The organism is Paenibacillus sp. FSL R7-0272 (genome assembly GCF_037969905.1).
GTDB classification, from domain to species: Bacteria; Bacillota; Bacilli; order Paenibacillales; family Paenibacillaceae; genus Paenibacillus; species Paenibacillus polysaccharolyticus.
In genome coordinates this window covers 4509005-4528661 of the sequence record NZ_CP150221.1, presented here as the reverse complement: position 1 = coordinate 4528661, position 19657 = coordinate 4509005, and the positions used below count along the sequence as shown (strand labels likewise).

General features: G+C 47.7%; 19 protein-coding genes and 1 other annotated feature. Of the genes, 17 read left to right on the top strand and 2 right to left on the bottom strand.

Features of this window, described 5'->3' with window-relative positions; all coding sequences use genetic code 11:
- Window positions 1-39: 39 nt before the first annotated feature.
- The gene (locus tag MKY23_RS20130) at window positions 40-1113 is read right to left on the bottom strand and encodes a M42 family metallopeptidase (protein WP_339831703.1); all 1074 of its coding nucleotides are present in this window, start codon (window positions 1111-1113) and stop codon (window positions 40-42) included.
- 649 nt (window positions 1114-1762) lie between these two features.
- On the opposite strand from MKY23_RS20130, the gene spoVAC reads away from it, so the two are divergent.
- From spoVAC to leuS, 17 genes are all read left to right on the top strand, one after another.
- Window positions 1763-2215 (top strand): stage V sporulation protein AC, encoded by a 453-nt coding sequence (spoVAC, locus tag MKY23_RS20125; RefSeq protein ID WP_339839591.1) that lies wholly within the window; start codon window positions 1763-1765, stop codon window positions 2213-2215.
- Entirely contained in the window at window positions 2212-3228 is a 1017-nt protein-coding gene (gene spoVAD / locus MKY23_RS20120; RefSeq protein ID WP_339831700.1) for a stage V sporulation protein AD, read from the top strand. The genes spoVAC and spoVAD overlap by 4 nt, the downstream gene beginning before the upstream one ends.
- Before the next feature lie 5 nt (window positions 3229-3233).
- Window positions 3234-3584, top strand: coding sequence for a stage V sporulation protein AE (gene spoVAE / locus MKY23_RS20115; protein WP_090914950.1), 351 nt, complete (start codon window positions 3234-3236; stop codon window positions 3582-3584).
- Window positions 3585-3778: 194 nt separating this feature from the next.
- Window positions 3779-4735: a MoxR family ATPase gene (locus MKY23_RS20110; protein WP_090914948.1), complete on the top strand. Its 957-nt coding sequence runs from the start codon at window positions 3779-3781 to the stop codon at window positions 4733-4735.
- Between the two features lie 123 nt (window positions 4736-4858).
- Entirely contained in the window at window positions 4859-5986 is a 1128-nt protein-coding gene (locus tag MKY23_RS20105; protein WP_253492440.1) for a DUF58 domain-containing protein, read from the top strand.
- Window positions 5983-8196 carry a transglutaminase domain-containing protein gene (locus MKY23_RS20100; protein ID WP_339831694.1) on the top strand — a complete coding sequence of 738 codons (2214 nt, stop codon included), beginning with the start codon at window positions 5983-5985 and terminating at the stop codon, window positions 8194-8196. Before MKY23_RS20105 ends, MKY23_RS20100 begins: the two co-directional genes overlap by 4 nt.
- Before the next feature lie 108 nt (window positions 8197-8304).
- The gene (locus MKY23_RS20095; protein ID WP_090914942.1) at window positions 8305-8832 is read left to right on the top strand and encodes a YqeG family HAD IIIA-type phosphatase; all 528 of its coding nucleotides are present in this window, start codon (window positions 8305-8307) and stop codon (window positions 8830-8832) included.
- Window positions 8829-9956: a ribosome biogenesis GTPase YqeH gene (gene yqeH, locus MKY23_RS20090; RefSeq protein ID WP_154887979.1), complete on the top strand. Its 1128-nt coding sequence runs from the start codon at window positions 8829-8831 to the stop codon at window positions 9954-9956. The genes MKY23_RS20095 and yqeH overlap by 4 nt, the downstream gene beginning before the upstream one ends.
- A gap of 51 nt (window positions 9957-10007) precedes the next feature.
- Window positions 10008-10877: a shikimate dehydrogenase gene (gene aroE / locus MKY23_RS20085; RefSeq protein ID WP_339831689.1), complete on the top strand. Its 870-nt coding sequence runs from the start codon at window positions 10008-10010 to the stop codon at window positions 10875-10877.
- A gap of 76 nt (window positions 10878-10953) precedes the next feature.
- Window positions 10954-11247 (top strand): ribosome assembly RNA-binding protein YhbY, encoded by a 294-nt coding sequence (yhbY, locus tag MKY23_RS20080; RefSeq protein ID WP_090914936.1) that lies wholly within the window; start codon window positions 10954-10956, stop codon window positions 11245-11247.
- Window positions 11248-11261: 14 nt separating this feature from the next.
- Window positions 11262-11852 carry a nicotinate-nucleotide adenylyltransferase gene (locus tag MKY23_RS20075; protein WP_090914933.1) on the top strand — a complete coding sequence of 197 codons (591 nt, stop codon included), beginning with the start codon at window positions 11262-11264 and terminating at the stop codon, window positions 11850-11852.
- Window positions 11836-12402 (top strand): bis(5'-nucleosyl)-tetraphosphatase (symmetrical) YqeK, encoded by a 567-nt coding sequence (gene yqeK / locus MKY23_RS20070; protein WP_154887983.1) that lies wholly within the window; start codon window positions 11836-11838, stop codon window positions 12400-12402. The genes MKY23_RS20075 and yqeK overlap by 17 nt, the downstream gene beginning before the upstream one ends.
- A 17-nt stretch (window positions 12403-12419) precedes the next feature.
- Complete coding sequence (rsfS, locus tag MKY23_RS20065; protein WP_090914928.1) at window positions 12420-12767, top strand: ribosome silencing factor; 348 nt, start codon at window positions 12420-12422, stop codon at window positions 12765-12767.
- Window positions 12764-13669 (top strand): S1-like domain-containing RNA-binding protein, encoded by a 906-nt coding sequence (locus MKY23_RS20060; RefSeq protein ID WP_090914926.1) that lies wholly within the window; start codon window positions 12764-12766, stop codon window positions 13667-13669. Before rsfS ends, MKY23_RS20060 begins: the two co-directional genes overlap by 4 nt.
- A 212-nt stretch (window positions 13670-13881) precedes the next feature.
- Window positions 13882-14652, top strand: coding sequence for a class I SAM-dependent methyltransferase (locus MKY23_RS20055; protein WP_221788904.1), 771 nt, complete (start codon window positions 13882-13884; stop codon window positions 14650-14652).
- A gap of 226 nt (window positions 14653-14878) precedes the next feature.
- Entirely contained in the window at window positions 14879-15835 is a 957-nt protein-coding gene (locus tag MKY23_RS20050; RefSeq protein WP_339831679.1) for an aminoglycoside phosphotransferase family protein, read from the top strand.
- A 113-nt stretch (window positions 15836-15948) separates the two neighbouring features.
- Window positions 15949-16201, top strand: a binding site (T-box leader).
- Between the two features lie 73 nt (window positions 16202-16274).
- Window positions 16275-18719 carry a leucine--tRNA ligase gene (gene leuS, locus MKY23_RS20045; protein ID WP_090914920.1) on the top strand — a complete coding sequence of 815 codons (2445 nt, stop codon included), beginning with the start codon at window positions 16275-16277 and terminating at the stop codon, window positions 18717-18719.
- Here the strand turns inward: leuS and comER are convergent.
- The gene (gene comER / locus MKY23_RS20040) at window positions 18700-19545 is read right to left on the bottom strand and encodes a late competence protein ComER (RefSeq protein WP_123062606.1); all 846 of its coding nucleotides are present in this window, start codon (window positions 19543-19545) and stop codon (window positions 18700-18702) included. The two genes, leuS and comER, sit on opposite strands and share 20 nt — an antisense overlap.
- Between the last annotated feature and the right edge of the window lie 112 nt (window positions 19546-19657).

Below are 19657 nucleotides of genomic sequence, written 5' to 3'. Positions count from 1 at the left end.
CTATAGTTTAAAGCTTTAAATCGTTGAATTATACCTATATCAAGCGTTATTAACAATGGTTTCCATCGTTGTACGATCGAGACCTTTCACAAGCTTCACAATTAATTCTTTAGCCGCATCGTAATCATCGGTATGAATAATGGAAGAAGAGGTGTGAATATATCGGCCGCAGATGCCAATTACGGTGGAAGGTACACCAATACCGCTCAAGTGAACCTGACCTGCGTCCGTACCGCCCGGCGAGATGAAGTATTGCGTCTTAATCTTATTGGAAGCAGCAGTGTCCTTAACATACTCCACCATTCCACGATGCGTGAACATTCCTGGGTCGAAGATACGGAGCAATGCGCCCTGACCGATATGACCAAAGGACTGTTTGTCACCCGTCATGTCGTTCGCCGCACTACAGTCCAGAGCAAAGAAAATGTCCGGCTGAATGAGATTGGCAGCTGTACGTGCTCCGCGAAGTCCCAATTCTTCCTGAACCGTTGCACCGGAATAGAGGATATTCGGTAGCTTCTCTTTATGTAGTTCTTCCATCAGTTCAAGCGCTAGACCAACACCATAACGGTTATCCCAAGCTTTGGCCATTATTTTCTTAGGGTTTGCCATCGGTGTGAATTCACAGATCGGTACGATCTGCATTCCCGGATGAATCCCCCACGATTCTGCCTCCGCACGATCATCTGCGCCAATATCCAGATACATTGAATTCAAGTCTACCGGCTTGCTGCGCTGGGATTCATCCAGCAAGTGGGTAGGTGTAGAGCCGACAACGCCTGTAATCCTGCGCTCAGGAGTAATAATCTGAAGACGCTGTGAAAGCACAGCTTGACTCCACCATCCACCGAGCGGACGGAATTTGATCATACCTGTTTCCGTTATACCTGTTGTCATGAAGCCGACTTCATCAAAATGTCCGGCCACCATGACTTTAGGGCCAGATTCATCTCCGCGTAGAACACCAAAGAGACTTCCCAGGCGATCTTGTACAAATTCATCGGTATATGCGGACAATTGCTCTTTCATCCAGCCGCGCAGTTCACGTTCGAAGCCGGAGGCGGAAGGGAACTCCGTTAATGTGCGAAACATGTCCAACGTTTTTTCATTCATGTGTTAACAACTCCTCTGTTGATATGTATATCAGGTCACAGTAAAACGGTTGCTGGCCTGGTGTCCTTTTTTTCGTACAAAGGACTCGTTATTAACCACTGGTCACATTATAGTATGAACCTTGCACAAGTGAATGTCCATGTTTATGTTACGTTTTTAAGGCATGATTTTGCGTGTTTAGTCTGGATTTTCCGTTTTTCTGTCCGCTGTTGTCTCAATCTTAGAGTTGCCTTCATGCATATGATTATAAAAGGGAGCCATATTCTTTGTAATCAGGCTGTCCTGTTAAACGACGTTTTAAGCGTAGGAAGGAGCCGGGATACAAGATGAAGCCTCCTGAAGAAGGAAATGAGAAGGTGCTGTTCATTGTACTCTTTATTTTACTCGTCATCATTCTTCTTTATTTATAGACCAAACAGGTTGTGAACTACAATTAAGCGGCGTGATCTATATAACTTCCCCATCTCCTTCATTTTGGAAACATCTGCTGTTTCTCGCCGGATACATAACCTTCCCGATAATAACAAACAATGTATAGAAGTGCTCCACAATCGCCATTCAGCTATGACTGCAAACCATTCACATAAAGGAGGTCCTGTGCTTGCCAGAACAATCTGCAACTGGAAAGAAGAAAACTTCATCGCTGTCGATGGATGAGAAGGAATATAAAAAAGTCGCCAAAAAACATGAACCTTCACGTCCAATTTTCAAAAATTGTATCAAAGCTTTTCTGGTGGGGGGAACCGTCTGTTTGATTGGACAAGCGATCCAGGAAGCGTTCATGGCTGGGATGGACATGACATCCAAGGAGGCTTCAAGTCCTACTGTCGCGGTTATGATTCTGATCTCCGTGATCCTGACTTGTCTTGGTGTATACGACAAAATCGCGCAGTGGGCGGGAGCGGGTACGGGTGTACCGGTGACGGGATTCGCGAATTCCATGTGTTCTGCTGCCTTGGAGCATCGTGCGGAGGGTCTGGTGCTCGGTGTTGGAGCAAATATGTTCAAGCTTGCCGGTTCCGTCATTGTTTTTGGGGTCGTTGCAGCTTTCATCATTGGAATTGTATATGCCTTTTTGGGCTTCGGAGGTGGACATCTATGAAAAGGCTGGGCCGCCAGACCTGGGAGTATGAACATCAGCCGCGAATTATAGGCAGAGCTACCGTTGTAGGCCCAGATGAAGGTAAGGGGCCGTTATCTTCTGATTTTGATTACATTTATGATAACCTTGAGATCGGTGAGAAAACGTGGGAAAAAGCAGAGCGTAAATTGCTGGAAAAAGCCTCTCAGCTCGCATTGGTGAACGCCAATATTACGAAGGAAGAACTGCATTATTTTGTCGGCGGGGATCTGATGAACCAGATTATCAGCAGTTCATTTTCGGCAAGGCAATTGGGTGCACCCTATCTTGGTGTATTTGGAGCCTGCTCAACCTCAATGGAGACGTTAGCCCTTGCGTCCATGATTGTCGATTCCGGTGCCGGCGATTACGTACTCGCTGGAACGGTGAGTCATAACTGTACGGTGGAAAAACAGTTTCGATATCCGACGGAGTATGGTTCCCAGAAACCGCCGTATGCACAGTACACCGTCACGGGTTCTGGCTGTGGTGTTATTTCCCGCACAGGACAAGGCCCATATGTAGCAAAAGCCACGATTGGCCGGATTATGGATCTTGGTATCAAAGATCCTTTTAATATGGGTGCAGCGATGGCACCGGCAGCCGCCGATACGATTATTTCTCATTTTAGAGATACCGGGCTGGAGCCAGGATACTATGATCTCATCGTTACAGGTGATCTTGCTTCCGTCGGTTTGCCTATAACGAAGGAACTTTTGCATAAAGAAGGGATTCCGATGGAGCAGACCGTTTTTAACGATTGCGGACTCATGATCTATGATCGGGAGAATCAGCCTCAAGTCGTTGCCGGAGGAAGCGGCTGCGGGTGTTCTGCTACAGTTACTTATGGTCACATCCTGAACCGGATGCATAAAGGGGATCTGAAGCGTGTGCTTGTAGTTGCAACAGGAGCGCTCCTGTCTCCACTCTCATACCAGCAGGGTGAAAGCATTCCTTGTATAGCACATGCTGTCGCAATTGAACAGGAGGGGTAAGAGATATGCAATTTCTATGGGCTTTTATCGTAGGTGGTCTGATCTGTGTAATTGGACAGCTGTTGATGGATGGTGCGAAGCTAACACCCGCGCATACAATGAGTACACTGGTGGTGGCTGGCGCGGTAGCAGATGCCTTTGGTTTGTACGACCCTCTGGTGAAATTCGCTGGTGCAGGGGCGTCGGTTCCGATTACAAGTTTTGGAAATTCTTTGGTGCACGGAGCTTTAACTGAACTGGAAAAAGAGGGATGGATTGGCGTGATTACCGGTATTTTTGACCTCACCGCGGCAGGGATATCGTCGGCGATTATCTTTTCTTTTCTCGCGGCACTGGTTGTTCGTCCAAAAGGTTAAATTTAAAATATATACTGTGATAAGCAAAGGCTTCGGATCTATATGATCCGTGGCTTTTTTTTGTCGTACCGATGCGGTAAATGCGGTGAAGCTGACGACTGGAAACAAATTGTGAGTTCCTTCGAGTGTACTCGTGACGTTGGATCATGTACAATAAAAGGAAATCTGTATGCTTTTTTAGGAGGTTAGACCACATGCCTGTGCGCAAAGAGTCGATCCAAATCATCTCTGCAGTTCGTTCAAATCTGGAGTCCTGCATTATGGGGAAGTCCTTTGAAATTCAACTTTTACTTACAGCTTTGCTAGCAGGTGGACACGTTCTGATTGAAGATGTACCGGGAACGGGCAAAACACAGCTGATCAAAGCACTATCGAAATCCATGCGCGGGGAATACCGGCGTATTCAATGTAATCCTGATATCCTGCCAAGTGATATTACAGGAGTTTCTGTTTTCCATCCGAAGGATGAGCGTTTTTATTTCCGACCGGGTCCGGTTATGACCAATATTTTGCTCGCAGACGAGATTAACCGTGCAACGACGAAAACGCAATCTGCATTGCTTGAGGTCATGGAAGAGCGCAGTGTGACCGTAGACGGTGACACGTACGATCTCCCGCATCCTTTTATGCTCTGTGCTACACAGAATCCGATTGACTTTGAGGGGACGTATACGTTACCCGAAGCACAACTCGACCGCTTTATGTTAAAAATCAGTCTCGGTTATCCCGACAAGGATATTGAAAAGACGTTGCTGAAGCAACATCAGTCGGGCCAACCGGTAGATCGGCTTGAATCCGTGACTCACATGGATCAAATCTCGGCTATCCAGCAAGAGATTAAAGAAGTGTTCATCGGAGATCCTGTGATGGACTATCTGCTGGATGTTGTTCGCCACACGCGCACACACCCTTCTGTTTTATTAGGAGCTAGCCCAAGGGCTGCGATTTCCTTCATGATGGCCGTAAAAGCTTTTGCCTTCTTGCAAGAAAGAGACTACGTGCTACCGGATGATGTGAAAACGATGGCTCCGTATGTCATCTCTCATCGTATTGTACTTCGTCCCGAATCCAGATTGGACAGCATGAGCTCAGAGGCCGTTCTGAACGCTGTATTACAGCAGGTTCGTGTGCCTGTATCGATGGGGCAATAGTTGATGAGACCGCTTTTGACTACAGTCAATCGAGGCTTACGCCACCCTCGCGTATGGGGCATCGCCGTGGTGTGGATGTGCTGCCTTGCGTACGTTTTATTTCAAGGAGGAAAGACCTCACTTATGCTTTTGTCCATGGTGACGCTACTTTGCCTGTATCTTGCGATTGCTGGATTCAGCGGTGTGAAACGGGCTCAGGGCGTACGGAGGCTCTCTTCCGGACAGGATCATGAAGAACTGCTTCATGCCGGTGATCAGGTCCGCGTGAAGCTGAACTTGACCATTCCGGGATTTCTTCCGCTTCCTTATGTGGTCGTGCGTGAGATGTTACATCGACATAATGGGGAATCATGGTCATTTAAGGAAAGCCTGATCCCGAGTATGCGGGGAACGGGTGAACTTTCCTTTCAAACTCCGCCGCTTGAGCGGGGGAAATATGTTTTCTCGGAAACGGAATGTGCTAGCGAGGATATTTTTGGATTGATCGAACATCGTGGAACATTCAAGGCCAGCGGTGAATTTCGTGTTTTACCTCGTACGGTATTTATTCCTTATTGGCAGCTTTATGATCGCAAGTCACGCTTGTCTGGACCACAAACAGCCTTGACACGTTCACGCAGGGAAACAACCCAGATCAACGGTGTGCGTGACTACGTTTATGGGGACCGTCTTTCTCGCATTCACTGGAATGCCACAGCCAAAACAGGCAACTGGAAATCTAAAGAATTTGAACATGAGTCTGTGCCTAAAACCATCCTTGTACTCGATGCGCTCGCCGGAAGTTATCCGCACGGTGAAGCATTCGAACTGGCCGTTTCTACTACAGCTTCTCTGCTAGACTATGGCAGTAGGGAACGCATGGGCATGGGGTTGTTAACCTTGGCTGATAAGTCATCCTTCATGCCTCCAAGTGAAAGTCTGATTGAACGGCAGAAGATGATGCATCATCTCGTGGATATCCAGGATAACGGCAAAGATGCTACCTTGTTGCCTGGAGTTGAGAAAATAGCGCGTCAGTTCCCACAGGGAGCTTATTTTGTTGTCGTTTCTCCACAAAAAGATGAGAAGATAATTGAGCTACTTCGTTGGGCAGATACACGTGGCATGACTCCATGTCACATTTTGATTGATTCCAATGAATCCCGCCAAAGTAAGGAATGGAACGCCATGTTGCGTGGCAGGGGCACGAGATCATTCACCGTTGCTCATCTGCAGGAGCTTCCAACGGTTATGGGGGGAGGTTCGGTATGAATGCCATAAGAAATGAAAGTTTGGGATTGAAAAGATCCTGGTATCATGCGGCATCTTTGCTCTGGATATTTCTCATTGCACTGCAATGGATATCGTTCACCCAAGAGTCATGGTATACCGAGACGACTTCGCTGGTGCTGTGGACTCTGGCGGCTGTAAGTATTCTGGAGGTCATTCTTCCCTTTAGAATGCTGTATCGAACGATAATCAAGGCTGTTGTTCTCTTATATATTTTGCATAAAACGTTGATTGATTACATGGTTTACATCCCTTATGGAACGCTGACAGAGCGTGTGGAGCGATTTATCTTGCATATGCCTCCGTACGTCTGGTTTTCCTTGTGTGCATGGGTGATGTTGGAGGCTGCACTTCGCCTTGTAAACTCAACCCGCCGTATCCTGGTGTTCCTGGGAGTTAATATCATATCTCTAGGCATCCTGGATTCATTTACTCAAATTCCGCTCTGGGTTGAGATCGCTTGGGTAATGTTTGCAGGTATGGGGTGGCTCGTATGTCAGCACTTCCGTAATTATCAGCTGCAGTACCCGCAGGGCTGGAAACGAATGATTCGGTATCCTTATAAAATACTGGCGAATATTGCTATCATTTTCTCATTAATTATTGTTGCCAGTGTGAACATGCCGGAAATTCCGCCAACCTTGACCGATCCGTACACCGCTTGGCGGAATTACACGGGAACATCCGCAAATCAATCCGGGAATGGAGTACTGGATATTCCTACAGCGACGGAGTCAGGATACAGCCGCGAGGACAGTCAGCTTGGCGGAGGATTTAACTTTGATTACACCCCAGTCATGTCAATCACGACCAGTGACCGAAGCTACTGGCGAGGGGAAACGCGTTCTGAATATACGGGTACGGGCTGGGATGAGCCTGGACGTGCTTCTATGGAGAATGTGTCAGCCAGTCAAACGCTGGAAAATGAAGAGGCTGGTAAAGTAAAAACGAAAAAAGTCACGCAGAAAGTAACGATGTTGAATGACACGGTATATCCCATTTTGTTTGGTGCGTATTCCATATCACAAGTGAGCTTGGTGAATGGTGAAGAAAGAGCGGATCGTATGCTTTGGAATACAGAGCGGGCGGAGTTGCACGTGGTCACATCGCGTCAGCAACCGCAATATCCCAAAAACTATACGGTTGTATCCGAAGTGCCGATTATCGTGGAAGACGAGCTTCGTACCAAATCAGCAGATGCTCTGTATACCAGCAATCCGGCAGAGGACAAGTATTTACAATTACCTTCCCGATTCCCCGAAAGGGTAAAGGATCTCGCAGCCGAGGTTACTGCGTCTGCAAAAACACCGTATGAAAAAGTAGCATTACTGCAAGACTATTTACAACAAAACTTCAACTACACCAACAATCCGGATCTGTCCCGGAAAGTGAGCAATGATTTTGTTGAAGGTTTCTTGTTTGATATTCGTGAAGGGTATTGTGATTACTTTTCCACCGCGCTTGTGATGATGGCAAGGGCCGAAGGCATCCCAGCCAGATGGGTAAAAGGTTATGCACCTGGACAGATGTCCCTGAACTCGGACATGCAGGCTCCACGTCAGCCGGGTGCGCCCATTGAAACGACCTACACGGTTACGAATGCGGATGCTCATTCGTGGGCAGAGGTATATTTTGGCGAATACGGATGGATTCCGGTTGAAGCAACCCCGGGATTTGATATGCCATTGCTGACCGAATCACCTGAAGTCCAGCCGGCTGATCAGCCAGAAGACCAACCAGAGGAAGAACCGGTTCAAGAAGAAAAACAAGCACCAACGCCTGAGCAGACTACAAACATGATTCCAACCTTTGTGATCTGGATTGCCGCTGCTGTTATCGTACTGTGGGTAGCCTATATGTTCTGGCGCAACCGCCTTTCGTTGCGATTCTTGTTACTTCGCCTGCGGACCGGCAGACCGCTGACACCTGAACAGAAGGTGCTGGCTGAAACAGAACGCTGGATTCGTTATGCGAGAAGACGAGGTCTAACGCGCAGTGGTGACGAAACGCTTCGTGAGTCAGTAACTCGCTGGAGTCAGCTTAGACCATCTGCCCAAACGACTTTTGAAGAGTTATTAATGAAGTTTGAACAGACCCGCTACAGTCCGGCAACGGTAACCGCCGATGATTGGAAGGTTGTCTATCAGGCAGCTCTGAAGCTGCGGAAGGAACTGAAAGCGGAACGGGCATAGAACATGCCCGTCCCGTTTTTCCTTTTTTTAACGTGATAAAGGGTGTTTTCATTTTCAGGAAAGACAGATTTGTGATATAGTGTGTCGTATGAAACTGAGGTGACTTCTTTGTTTAAAATGTTAATGCCCAAGCTGCGTGTAGACACAGTTTTTGATATTGATTTGGATGAACTGTACGCTCAAGGGTATCGTGGAATCATAACTGACCTGGATAATACGCTTGTTGGAGCCAAAGCACCTGATGCTACACCAGAATTGATCGAATGGTTCGCGCGTGTAAAAGAGGTGGGATTCAAGCTGATGATTGTGTCCAATAACAATCTGAATCGGGTGTCCCTGTTTGCGACTCCGCTGGATATCCAGTTTGTGCATAGTGCACGCAAACCATCGAATGTACCGTTTCGTAAAGCAATGAAGATGATGGAGCTTGCTCCCGAAAAAACGATTGTTGTAGGGGATCAGATGCTTACCGACGTTTATGGTGGGAACAGACTTGGACTCTATACGGTTCTGGTGCTGCCCATTTCCATCGGAGATGAGGGCTTTATGACTCGCTTTAATCGGAGAGTAGAACGGATTGCCCTGTCGAATTTGCGTAAGAAAGGCTTATGGCTTGAGGAGGAAAAGAAGAAATGACAGAACCGCATAACGGCAATATTGCCGTAAGATGCAGTGGATGCGGCGTGAATTTGCAAACGGAAAATCCGGATTTGCCCGGATATCTTCCAGAAAAAGCACTTGACCGTGAACCGGTCATCTGCCAGCGCTGTTTCCGTATCAAAAATTATAATGAGTCATCATCTGTAACGGTGGATCAGGACGAGTTCCTGGCTCTGCTCAGCAAAATCGGGGATAAGGATGCACTCGTCATTCATATCGTTGATTTGTTTGATTTTGACGGCAGTATTATTTCTGGCTTGCAACGCTTTGTTGGAAACAATCCGGTACTGCTTGCCGTGAACAAAACGGACTTGTTGCCTAAAGTTACCAACTGGAACAAAGTTCGGAACTGGGTGCAAAAGCAAGCCAAAGAACAAGGCCTGCGGACAGTAGATGTTGTGCTCTGCAGTGCGAAGCAAAACCAAGGCTTTGACCGTCTGCTTGAGCTTGTTGGCACGTACCGTGGAGATCGGGATGTGTACGTTGTCGGTGGAACCAATGTCGGTAAATCGACACTGATTAACCGTTTGATCCGAGACTACAGCGATCTGGAACAGGAACTGACGACCTCGCGTTATCCGGGAACGACACTGGATATGGTGAACATTCCGCTAGACGATGGAAAATATATTATTGATACGCCGGGAATTGTGTATCCTTGGCGCTTCAGTGAAATTGTATCCCGTAAGGATCTGGCTGCAATTATGCCTGAGAAACCGCTTAAACCTGCGGTATATCAATTGAATTCCGGTCAGACACTGTTCTTCGGTGGGATGGCCCGGTTTGATTTTATTGAAGGGGATCGCCAATCGTTCACTTGTTTTATCAGCACTGCGCTGGATATTCATCGGACAAAATTGGAACGGGCAGATGATCTGTACCGTGATCACCTCGGAGAATTGCTTTCTCCGCCAACCCGTGAGAATGCCGCTGAGATGCCGGAATGGACGAGACATGAATTCCGGATTAAACGTGGCAGTCAGTCGGACATATTCATCTCTGGTCTGGGCTGGATCAAGGTTAACGGAGATAAGGGTGCTTTAGTGGCTGTCCATGTTCCAAAAGGCATTCGGGTGCAGATTCGTCCTTCCCTGATCTAGTTTGGATGGCGGGACCTAATTCCAACAACGGATCAGATCGGAGGCGTATCGATGTCAGCAGAAAATAAGTTCAATTCTTCACTTCCCGTACTGCTGGGTGTAATGGGTGACCCGATTGCTCATTCCAAATCTCCGGCCATGCATAATGCTGCTTTGCAAGCAGCAGGTGTGCACGGAATGTACATGCCGCTGCATGTGCAGCCTGATCAGCTCGAAGCTGCTATTCGTGGCATTGTTGCCTTGGGTTATCGTGGTGTTAATGTCACGATTCCGCATAAGGAGCAGGTGATGCAATACCTCGATGTGATCGATGACAGTGCTCGCTTAATTGGAGCAGTCAATACGATCGTGAACGAAAATGGCAAGCTGACAGGGTACAATACCGACGGAATCGGATATGTGCGCTCGTTGAAAGAAGAGGCTGTTCCTCAGCTTGAAGGGAAAAGGATCGCTGTTCTTGGCGCAGGCGGCGCGGCAAGAGGTGTTATCTATGCGCTTGCTCTGGAAAAGCCCGAACAGATCAGCATCCTGAACCGCACAGCTGACAGAGCACTTACTCTTGCTACGGATCTGCGAAGCCATGGTCTGGGAGACATCTCCGGCAACGGGATGCAGGATGCTCAAGCTGTACTTGCCACGGCAGATATCGTTATTAATACGACAGCAGCGGGCATGCATCCACATGTGGATGATGTTCCAGTTGATCCTGCATGGATTCGCGAAGAGGCAGCTGTTAGCGATCTGATATACAACCCGCTCGAAACCCGTCTGCTCCGTGAGTCCCGTTTGCGCGGATGCACCGTGCATGGCGGACTCGGAATGTTTGTTTATCAAGGGGCCGTTGCATTTGAACACTGGCTTGGCATTCCCGCCCCTGTTGACACGATGAGACGAGCAGTACTGGATAGTTTTGAAAAATAATAATTGAACGGCCAGGCTCTGAATCAGTCTTGGGCTACATGCAGGGCCTGCTCAACATAAGGAGTATGAAGTATTCATGTTAACTGGTAAACAAAAGCGCTTTTTGCGGTCACAAGCACATCATCTGACCCCTGTGTTTCAGATTGGTAAAGGGGGCACGAATGAGCATTTGTTCCGTCACATCGAAGAGGCCATTGAGAAGCGCGAACTGATGAAAGTTCAAGTGCTCAACAATAACCTTGATGATAAAAATGAAATTGCTGCAGAGGTAGCTCGTGAAACAGGCAGTGAGCTCGTACAAGTGATTGGGAGTACCATTATCCTCTACAAAGAATCACGTGACAATAAACAAATCGAACTTCCAAGATAAGGAGCGTGGCGCGGGTGAAGATCGGCATCATGGGCGGTACGTTTGATCCGATCCACATGGGGCATCTGCTGGCAGCAGAAGCGGCAAGGGATTCGCATGCTCTGGATGAAATCTGGTTTATGCCTTCTCATGTCCCGCCTCACAAACCCAGTGCAGGTGCAACGGGGCAACAACGCCTGGAAATGACTGAGTTGGCTGTGAAGCAAGCTACTCAGTATGAGGTACTAGGTATCGAAATGGAGCTTGGCGGCGTATCTTATACGATTGACACCATGCGTGAATTGTGGCGCCGTTTCCCTGAGCATGAGTTTTATTTTATCATTGGGGCGGATATGGTGAATTACCTTCCCAAATGGGAAGAGATTGAAGAATTGGCGTCCAAAATGACCTTCATCGGTGTTGGACGTCCGGGCTTCCAGCTACATCTGGACGATTTACCGGATGCATTGCAGGGACGGGTTCTGCTGGCCGAGATGCCTCTTGTTGATATTTCATCTACGGCGATACGCAGACGACTGGCGAAGGGGCATTCGGTGCGGTTTATGATCCCGGATGCAGTTCATCAATACATTGTAAGGAGCGGTTTATATGGCACTAAGCCGTGAGGGGTTAATCGAGGCTGTCTCTGCACAGATGCCGGCCAAGCGCTGGAAACATACGCAGGGTGTCATGGAATCAGCCGTTGTCTTGGCTGAAAAGTATGGTGCTGATCCGGTAAAAGCGGATATAGCAGCGATTTTACATGACGTGGCCAAATATTGGCCAGTAGCCGAGATGGAAGCCGTTATTCGTGATAACGGATTAAATATTGAACTTTTACATCATGATAAGCAGCTTTGGCATTCGGAAGTGGGTGCCTTTGTAGCTGAACGGGATTATGGTGTGTCCGATTCAGAGATTATTAACGCCATTCGGTGGCATACTTCTGGTAGGGTAGGGATGAGCCTGCTGGACAAAGTGGTATGCCTTGCCGATTATATTGAGCCGGGACGTGATTTCCCGGGTGTAGAGTACATTCGTGAGCAGGCTCAGCGCAGTCTGGAGGAAGGTTTGATTGCCGGTTTTGATTCGACGATCAGCCTATTGCTCTCCCAGCGCCGTGTTATCTACCCGCTTACGGTGCTCTCACGTAATGACTTGATTGCACAATTATAGATTATGGAGGTTGGTTCATGACAGTATCATCGAAAGAACTTATGAACATGGTGGTTACCGCCGCTGACGATAAAAAGGCATCAAACATTGTAGCACTTGACCTGAACAATATTTCACTGGTTGCCGATTATTTTGTGATCTGCCACGGTAACTCCGATACACAGGTACAGGCGATTGCTACAGAGATTCGTAAACAGGCTCACGCAGCTGGTGCGACAATTAAAGGCATTGAAGGCATGGACTCTGCACGCTGGGTGCTGATGGATCTTGGCGATGTCGTGGTTCACGTATTCCACCGCGATGAGCGTGAATATTACAATATCGAGCGTCTCTGGTCTGATGCCAAAGTGGTGGAAACGGTATGAGTTTGATTGCAGGAACAGTCGTCTCGCTACCGGTTTCACGTGAAGTGTCTCCATTTGGCTATTTTTTGACGACAGGATCGGAAGATGTATTGCTTCACTACACCGAGCTGACTCGGGATATCAAGATTGGTGAAACGCTGGAGGTTTTTGTATTCTTTGATACAGAAGACCGCCTTGCTGTTACGATGAAAAAACCTTACCTCACGCTGGGTGAGATGGCTAAACTGGTCGTAGCTGATGTGCATCCGCGCCTTGGCTGCTTCCTGGAAATGGGTCTTGGTCGCCAGTTGTTGCTTCCAATCCGTGAGTTGCCTGAACTTGAAGAACTGCGTCCCCAAGTTGGGGATGAGGTGTTCGTGATCATGGAGCATGATAAGCAAGGACGTCTGCGTGCCAAATTGGCTGGAGAACGTGAACTTGCTCCGCTTGCCTTCCACGCGCCAACCACATGGTTGAATGAGTGGGTGGAAGCTCTGGTGTACAAGCCGCTTCAGATGGGTACATTTGTACTTGTTGATGGTGGTGTGCTTGGTTTTGGAGCGATTGGCATGATCCATTCTTCGGAGCGCAGTCATATGCTTCGTTTGGGTGAAAAGGTGAAATGTCGGGTTACGCTGGTGCGTGAAGACGGCCGTGTAAATTTGGCGATGACACAACGTAAAGAAGTTGGGCGTAACGAAGACGCAGACAAGCTGCTTGCTTTTATGAAAGAGCGCCCTATGGGCGGCATGCCGTATTCCGATGCGACACCGCCAGATATTATCAAGCAACGTTTTGGCATTAGTAAATCCGCGTTCAAACGTGCTCTCGGTAAGCTGATGAAAGATGGATTGGTGGTACAAAAGGAAAACTGGACGTACTTGTCTGATTCTGCGCCAAAATCACAGCAGGAAGAGAAGTAGACACAGGCGAGGCATAGCCGAATACAGCATGGATGTTTCGAGTTAGAGCATTCATTTTGGTTGAAATATTGCATGTATCATGGAGCCGATGCTTTATGCATCGGTTTAAGTAAAGCAGGGCCAGACTGGGTAAACACCGGAAGCCCTGCTTTTTAGTTTGAATTTTTGATCCAATCCGATGAGGAAAATGAAATTGAAAGTGCGGTGCCGACATGTCTTACCGGAAATTTGCCTACGTTTACGATGAATTAATGGAAGATATGCCTTATCCGGACTGGATAAGGTTTGCAAGAACAGCTTGGGAACAACATGGCATGCCCAAAAGTGTGGCTGAGCTTGGCTGCGGAACGGGGTCCATTACGATCCCGCTGGTGAACTCTGGCTTTGAAGTGACGGGTATTGATCTCTCCGCAGATATGTTATCTGTTGCGCGTAGCAAAATGGAAGCGACACCTCAGGGACACCGTCTGTACAGGGAAGGCAGTGTACGCTGGGTACAGCAGGATATGCGGGAGTGGAGAGTGCCTGAACCTGTAGACTCGGTCATTTCGTTCTGCGATTGCGTGAACTATTTGCTGGAATCCGAAGATGTCATTCGAACATTCGAGCGTACGTATGAAATGCTGAAGCCAGGAGGTACATTTCTGTTTGATGTACACCATCCAAATACATTGATTCGGTATGATGAGGAACAGCCTTTTGTGTTAGACGAACGCTCGGTCTCATATATCTGGACGTGCGATTTTGATCAGGAGCGATGTGAGATAGAGCATCATCTGAGCATTTTTTCTAGATTGGATGAGGGCAACAGAGATACGTATCAGCGATTCGAAGAAGTTCATACGCAACGCGCTTATGATCCGGACTGGATGAAGCTTGAATTAAGCAAAGCGGGTTTCCGGGATGTGAAGGTGTATGCAGACTTTGAGTGGAAAGAAGCTGGAGATCACGCACAGCGTCTGTTCTACGTGGCTGTAAAATGATTGTTTAAAGAGAAAATTATAATGAGCGACGCTAAACTAATTTATATGCATATGAATATGAAACTGTCCTTGTGCAACGTGTAAGTATGTTGCTCGAGGCAGTTTTTTTGAACATATATGATAAAAAGTATTGCCGCTTGAAGCAAAGAGAGACATAATGAATGAAAAAAGGAAAGCGTTTTCTTAACATGCAAATTATATTCCAATCACAGGGAGAGTTGTAGAGATGGAAAGTACATATAAAACGAGATTGTCCAAAGAACAGCTGGATCAGATCATTAAGCATCACCTTGCTGTAACGATTCAAGATTACGAGGAAATGATCGATGGCTGGGCAAACCATGCTTATAAAATTTTTCTTGACGATGGACGAAAAGTTGTTCTAAAAATCGCACCTGCGGCTACGACCAATCTGATGCGTTGTGAACAGGATTTAATGACGGCTGAAGTGGAAGCACTCCAGCTTGTTGCTGAGCTTAAGGATGTTCCTGTGCCTCTGGTACTCGCATATGATGCTTCACTACTCATGGCTCCCGCGCAGTATTTCATTATGGAGTTTATGCCCGGGGTTCCATACAACCAGGTGAAAGAAGATTTTACTGCCGAAGATCAGGAAGTGGTTGAACAGCAGTTAGGCTGGTACAACCAGCGAATTAACGAGATTAAGGGAGAGCGGTTTGGTTATTTTTCCGGAAAGGACAGACAACGCGCGACGTGGAGAGAAGCTTTCTTGATGCTCATGCATGATATGCTTGCAGATGGTAAAGAGGCAGGAGTTGATATCGGCATCGATTACAATGAGCTGAGACGGTTGATTGATGAGAAATCAGATGCACTGGATGAAGTGACAGAACCTTCCCTGATTAGCTGGGATCTGTGGGATGGCAATGTGCTGGTCCAGGATAAGCAAATTACGGCCATTATTGATTTTGAACGCTCATTATGGGGCGATCCGCTCATGGAGCATTATTTCAGTCATTTTAACTATACTCCGGGTTTTCTCAAAGGATATGGACGTGAGGTTGAGACAGAGAACGAGCGGCAGCGCAGAAGTTTATATGATTTGTATTTTGATCTTGCGCTCCGAATTGAATGTGATTACCGTAAGTATGATAACAAGGAGCATATTGAATCTACGATCCGTAATATGCAGGAAGGCATTGAACGGTTTAGAAAAATGTGAGAATGCCAGTTGACATGTGAAGGGCAATAAAGTCTGACTTGTGAGAAAGAGATTGTGACATGTCATATTGACTTTGAGCTTGCATTTTTATATAATGCTTCCTATATTGTATACATATTTCGATGATAAGGATCAGTAGTGGGTGCTGTACATGACAGAGAGTCGGCGGTTGGTGCAAGCCGATTGACAGTATTTTGCGAACTCGCCTTGGAGAAATGCGGTGATTACAAAGTTCTATGCCTTGGGTGCAGGACTGGAAATCCGCATCGGTTAACCGCCGTTACAGGTCTAAAGGGAGTGGATGACGAAGCACGTTCGTCCGCTAACTAGGGTGGTACCACGGGAATTCAACCTCTCGTCCCTAGCGCTGCAAACGCTACGGGATGCTGAGGTTTTTTTGTTGTTATATAGCGCGTATAACCTGAAGGAGGAATTATAGATGAGTGAGAATCATCAGCCGAAGCACGGCTATCAGCCGCAAGTGATGGAGAAAAGTTGGCAGCAATATTGGGATGACAACAAAACGTTTAAAACAGGTGAGGACCCGTCCAAACCGAAGTTTTATGCACTGGATATGTTCCCATATCCGTCCGGTTCAGGACTTCACGTAGGTCACCCGGAAGGATATACTGCAACGGATATCGTATCCCGTTACAAACGGATGCGTGGATACAATGTGCTGCACCCAATGGGCTGGGACGCTTTTGGTCTGCCAGCAGAGCAGCACGCACTGGATACGGGGGAGCACCCGCGTCATATCACATTCCGCAACATTGACAATTTCCGTCGTCAGATCAAATCTCTCGGATTCTCATATGACTGGGATCGTGAGATCAGTACAACAGACCCTGAGTATTACAAATGGACACAGTGGATCTTTATTCAGCTGTACAATAAAGGGTTGGCCTATGTCGATGAAGTGCCGGTGAACTGGTGTGAAGCATTGGGCACGGTTCTGGCGAACGAAGAGGTTATTGACGGTAAGAGTGAACGTGGCGGACACCCGGTTGTACGTAAACCGATGCGTCAATGGGTACTGAAAATTACGGAATACGCAGAGCGTTTGCTGGAAGATCTGGAAGAGCTGGACTGGTCGGAAAGCATCAAGGATATGCAGCGTAACTGGATCGGCAAATCGACCGGGGCTGAAGTGGTTTTTGCCATCGAAGGCCGTGAAGAAGTGATCAAAGTATTCACAACCCGTGCTGATACATTGTTCGGTGCAAGCTTTGCCGTTCTGGCTCCAGAGCACGAACTGGTTGACGCGATTACATCCGAAGAACAGCGTGAGGCAGTAAAAGCTTATCAGGAGCAGGCTGCGCGTAAGAGTGATCTGGAACGTACGGACTTGGCAAAAGACAAAACAGGTGTGTTCACTGGTGCATACGCGATTAATCCGGTTAACGGAGCGAAGCTGCCGATCTGGATTGCTGACTATGTACTTGCTGGCTATGGTACAGGAGCTGTTATGGCTGTTCCAGGCCACGATGCACGTGACTGGGAATTCGCGAAGCAGTTTGACCTGAATATCATTGAAGTCATTGCCGGCGGAGATGTTACAAAAGAGGCGTATACAGGTGACGGCGCACATGTGAACTCCGATTTCCTGAACGGTTTGAACAATGAAGAAGCTGCGGCGAAAATGATCGCTTGGCTCGAAGAGAACGGCAAAGGACAAGGAAAAACAACGTACCGTCTGCGCGACTGGCTGTTCAGCCGTCAACGTTATTGGGGAGAGCCGATTCCGATTCTGCATCTGGAGGACGGGACGATGAAGACTGTGCCAGAAGATCAATTGCCACTGTTGCTGCCTGACATTGACCAGATCAAACCTTCAGGTACAGGGGAATCCCCACTGGCAAACGTGACCGATTGGGTAAATACGGTTGATCCGGAAACGGGTATGAAAGCTCGCCGTGAAACTAACACGATGCCACAATGGGCGGGAAGCTGCTGGTATTACCTGCGGTTTATCGATCCGCACAATGACAAGGAACTGATCTCACAAGAGAAACAACAGCAATGGTTGCCAGTTGACCTGTACATCGGTGGGGCAGAACATGCTGTACTACACTTGTTGTATGCTCGTTTCTGGCACAAAGTGCTGTATGATCTGGGTGTCGTACACACGAAAGAGCCGTTCCATAAGCTGGTTAACCAAGGTATGATTCTGGGAACCAACAATGAGAAAATGAGTAAATCTCGCGGTAATGTCATCAACCCGGATGAGATTGTTAACGAATTCGGTGCAGATACACTGCGTCTCTATGAGATGTTTATGGGTCCTCTGGAAGCGACTAAACCTTGGAACGCAAACGGGGTAGAGGGAATGTATCGTTTCCTGTCACGCGTATGGCGCCTGTTCATTAACGAAGATACTGGTGCGATTAATGAGAAAATTACAGCTGACGGTGGAACCGACGAGTTCAAACGCACAGCACACAAAACGATTAAAAAAGTGACGGAAGATCTGGAACATCTGCGCTTCAACACGGCGATCAGCCAATTGATGATCTTCATCAACGACGCGTACAAAGCAGAGACGCTGCCTCGCGAAGCGATGGAGAATTTCGTTCAATTGCTGTCACCTCTGGCGCCGCATATGGCAGAGGAACTGTGGAATCGTCTTGGACACGAGGGTGGAATCTCTTACGTGGCTTGGCCTGCATACGATGAGTCCATGACTGTGGATGCAGAAGTGGAAATCGTAGTTCAAGTGAACGGCAAAATTGTAACTCGTGCGACGATCGCGAAGGATCTGGATGCACAGGGAATGCAGGACTACACGATGGAACTTGCACCTGTGAAACAGGCGCTGGAAGGCAAGACTATTCGCAAAGTCATTGCCGTTCCAGGCAAACTGGTTAATATTGTTGCCGGTTAATCTCGCTGGCACGGAATACCTCATCCAGTTTGACTAAATCTTCATCGTATTTTTCATGTGTTGTATGGATCAGACTATCAAAAACACCATCGAGGTTGTTTCTCAGCAGCGCAAGTGCCTGAGCGGTTATTCCGCCAGGTACGGCGACACGGGCTTGAAGTTCTTGTGGAGTATAACCTCCCTCAGTGAGCAGTTTGCCTGTACCTAGAAGCATCTCACCGGCAAGGGCGCAGGCGTCGGCACGTTTGATACCTGTCAAGCGCACAGCACTTTCAATCCATTGCTCCAAAAAGAAGGATATGAATGCAGGGCCACAGCTGGAGAAGTCAGATGTGATTCGAGTGCAGGCTTCATCCACTTGATAAGGTTTGCCGATATGACTCATTAGGCCTTCGAGCAGTGAGCGATCTTCTGCCGTCATACGTTCACCATGGATGAATAGGCTTGCTCCGCTGCCGACCTGATGTGTAACACTGGGGATAACCTTGGAGACTTTGCAAGGAAGCGAAGATTCCAGATGGCGCAGCTGCACGGGGCTGGTGATCGAGACAATTATGTGATTGGAATTCACAACAGGCAGGATATCATCAATGACATGTCTGAATTCCAGCGGTTTCACGCACAGGAAGATGATGTTGCTGCGAATGACTGTTTCCCGATTGCTCTGTGATTCATGCAGCCCTGGATAACGGAGGGAAAGCTGACGTACTTTGGATGGGGTTCGATTGCTTGCTGCAATCTGACGGGGTTCGAGTGCACCGGATTGGATCAGGGCATAGATCAACAGACTGCCCATGCTGCCGGTTCCGATAAATCCAACCTTCATTGGTTTAGGCCTCCTTTCATGCTTTACGGTAATGGCGCAGTTTCTTCCCTCTATTGTATGCATCAGGGTCTGGTTCACATGACATGAAATTATGTAACTTAGATAAGCGAAA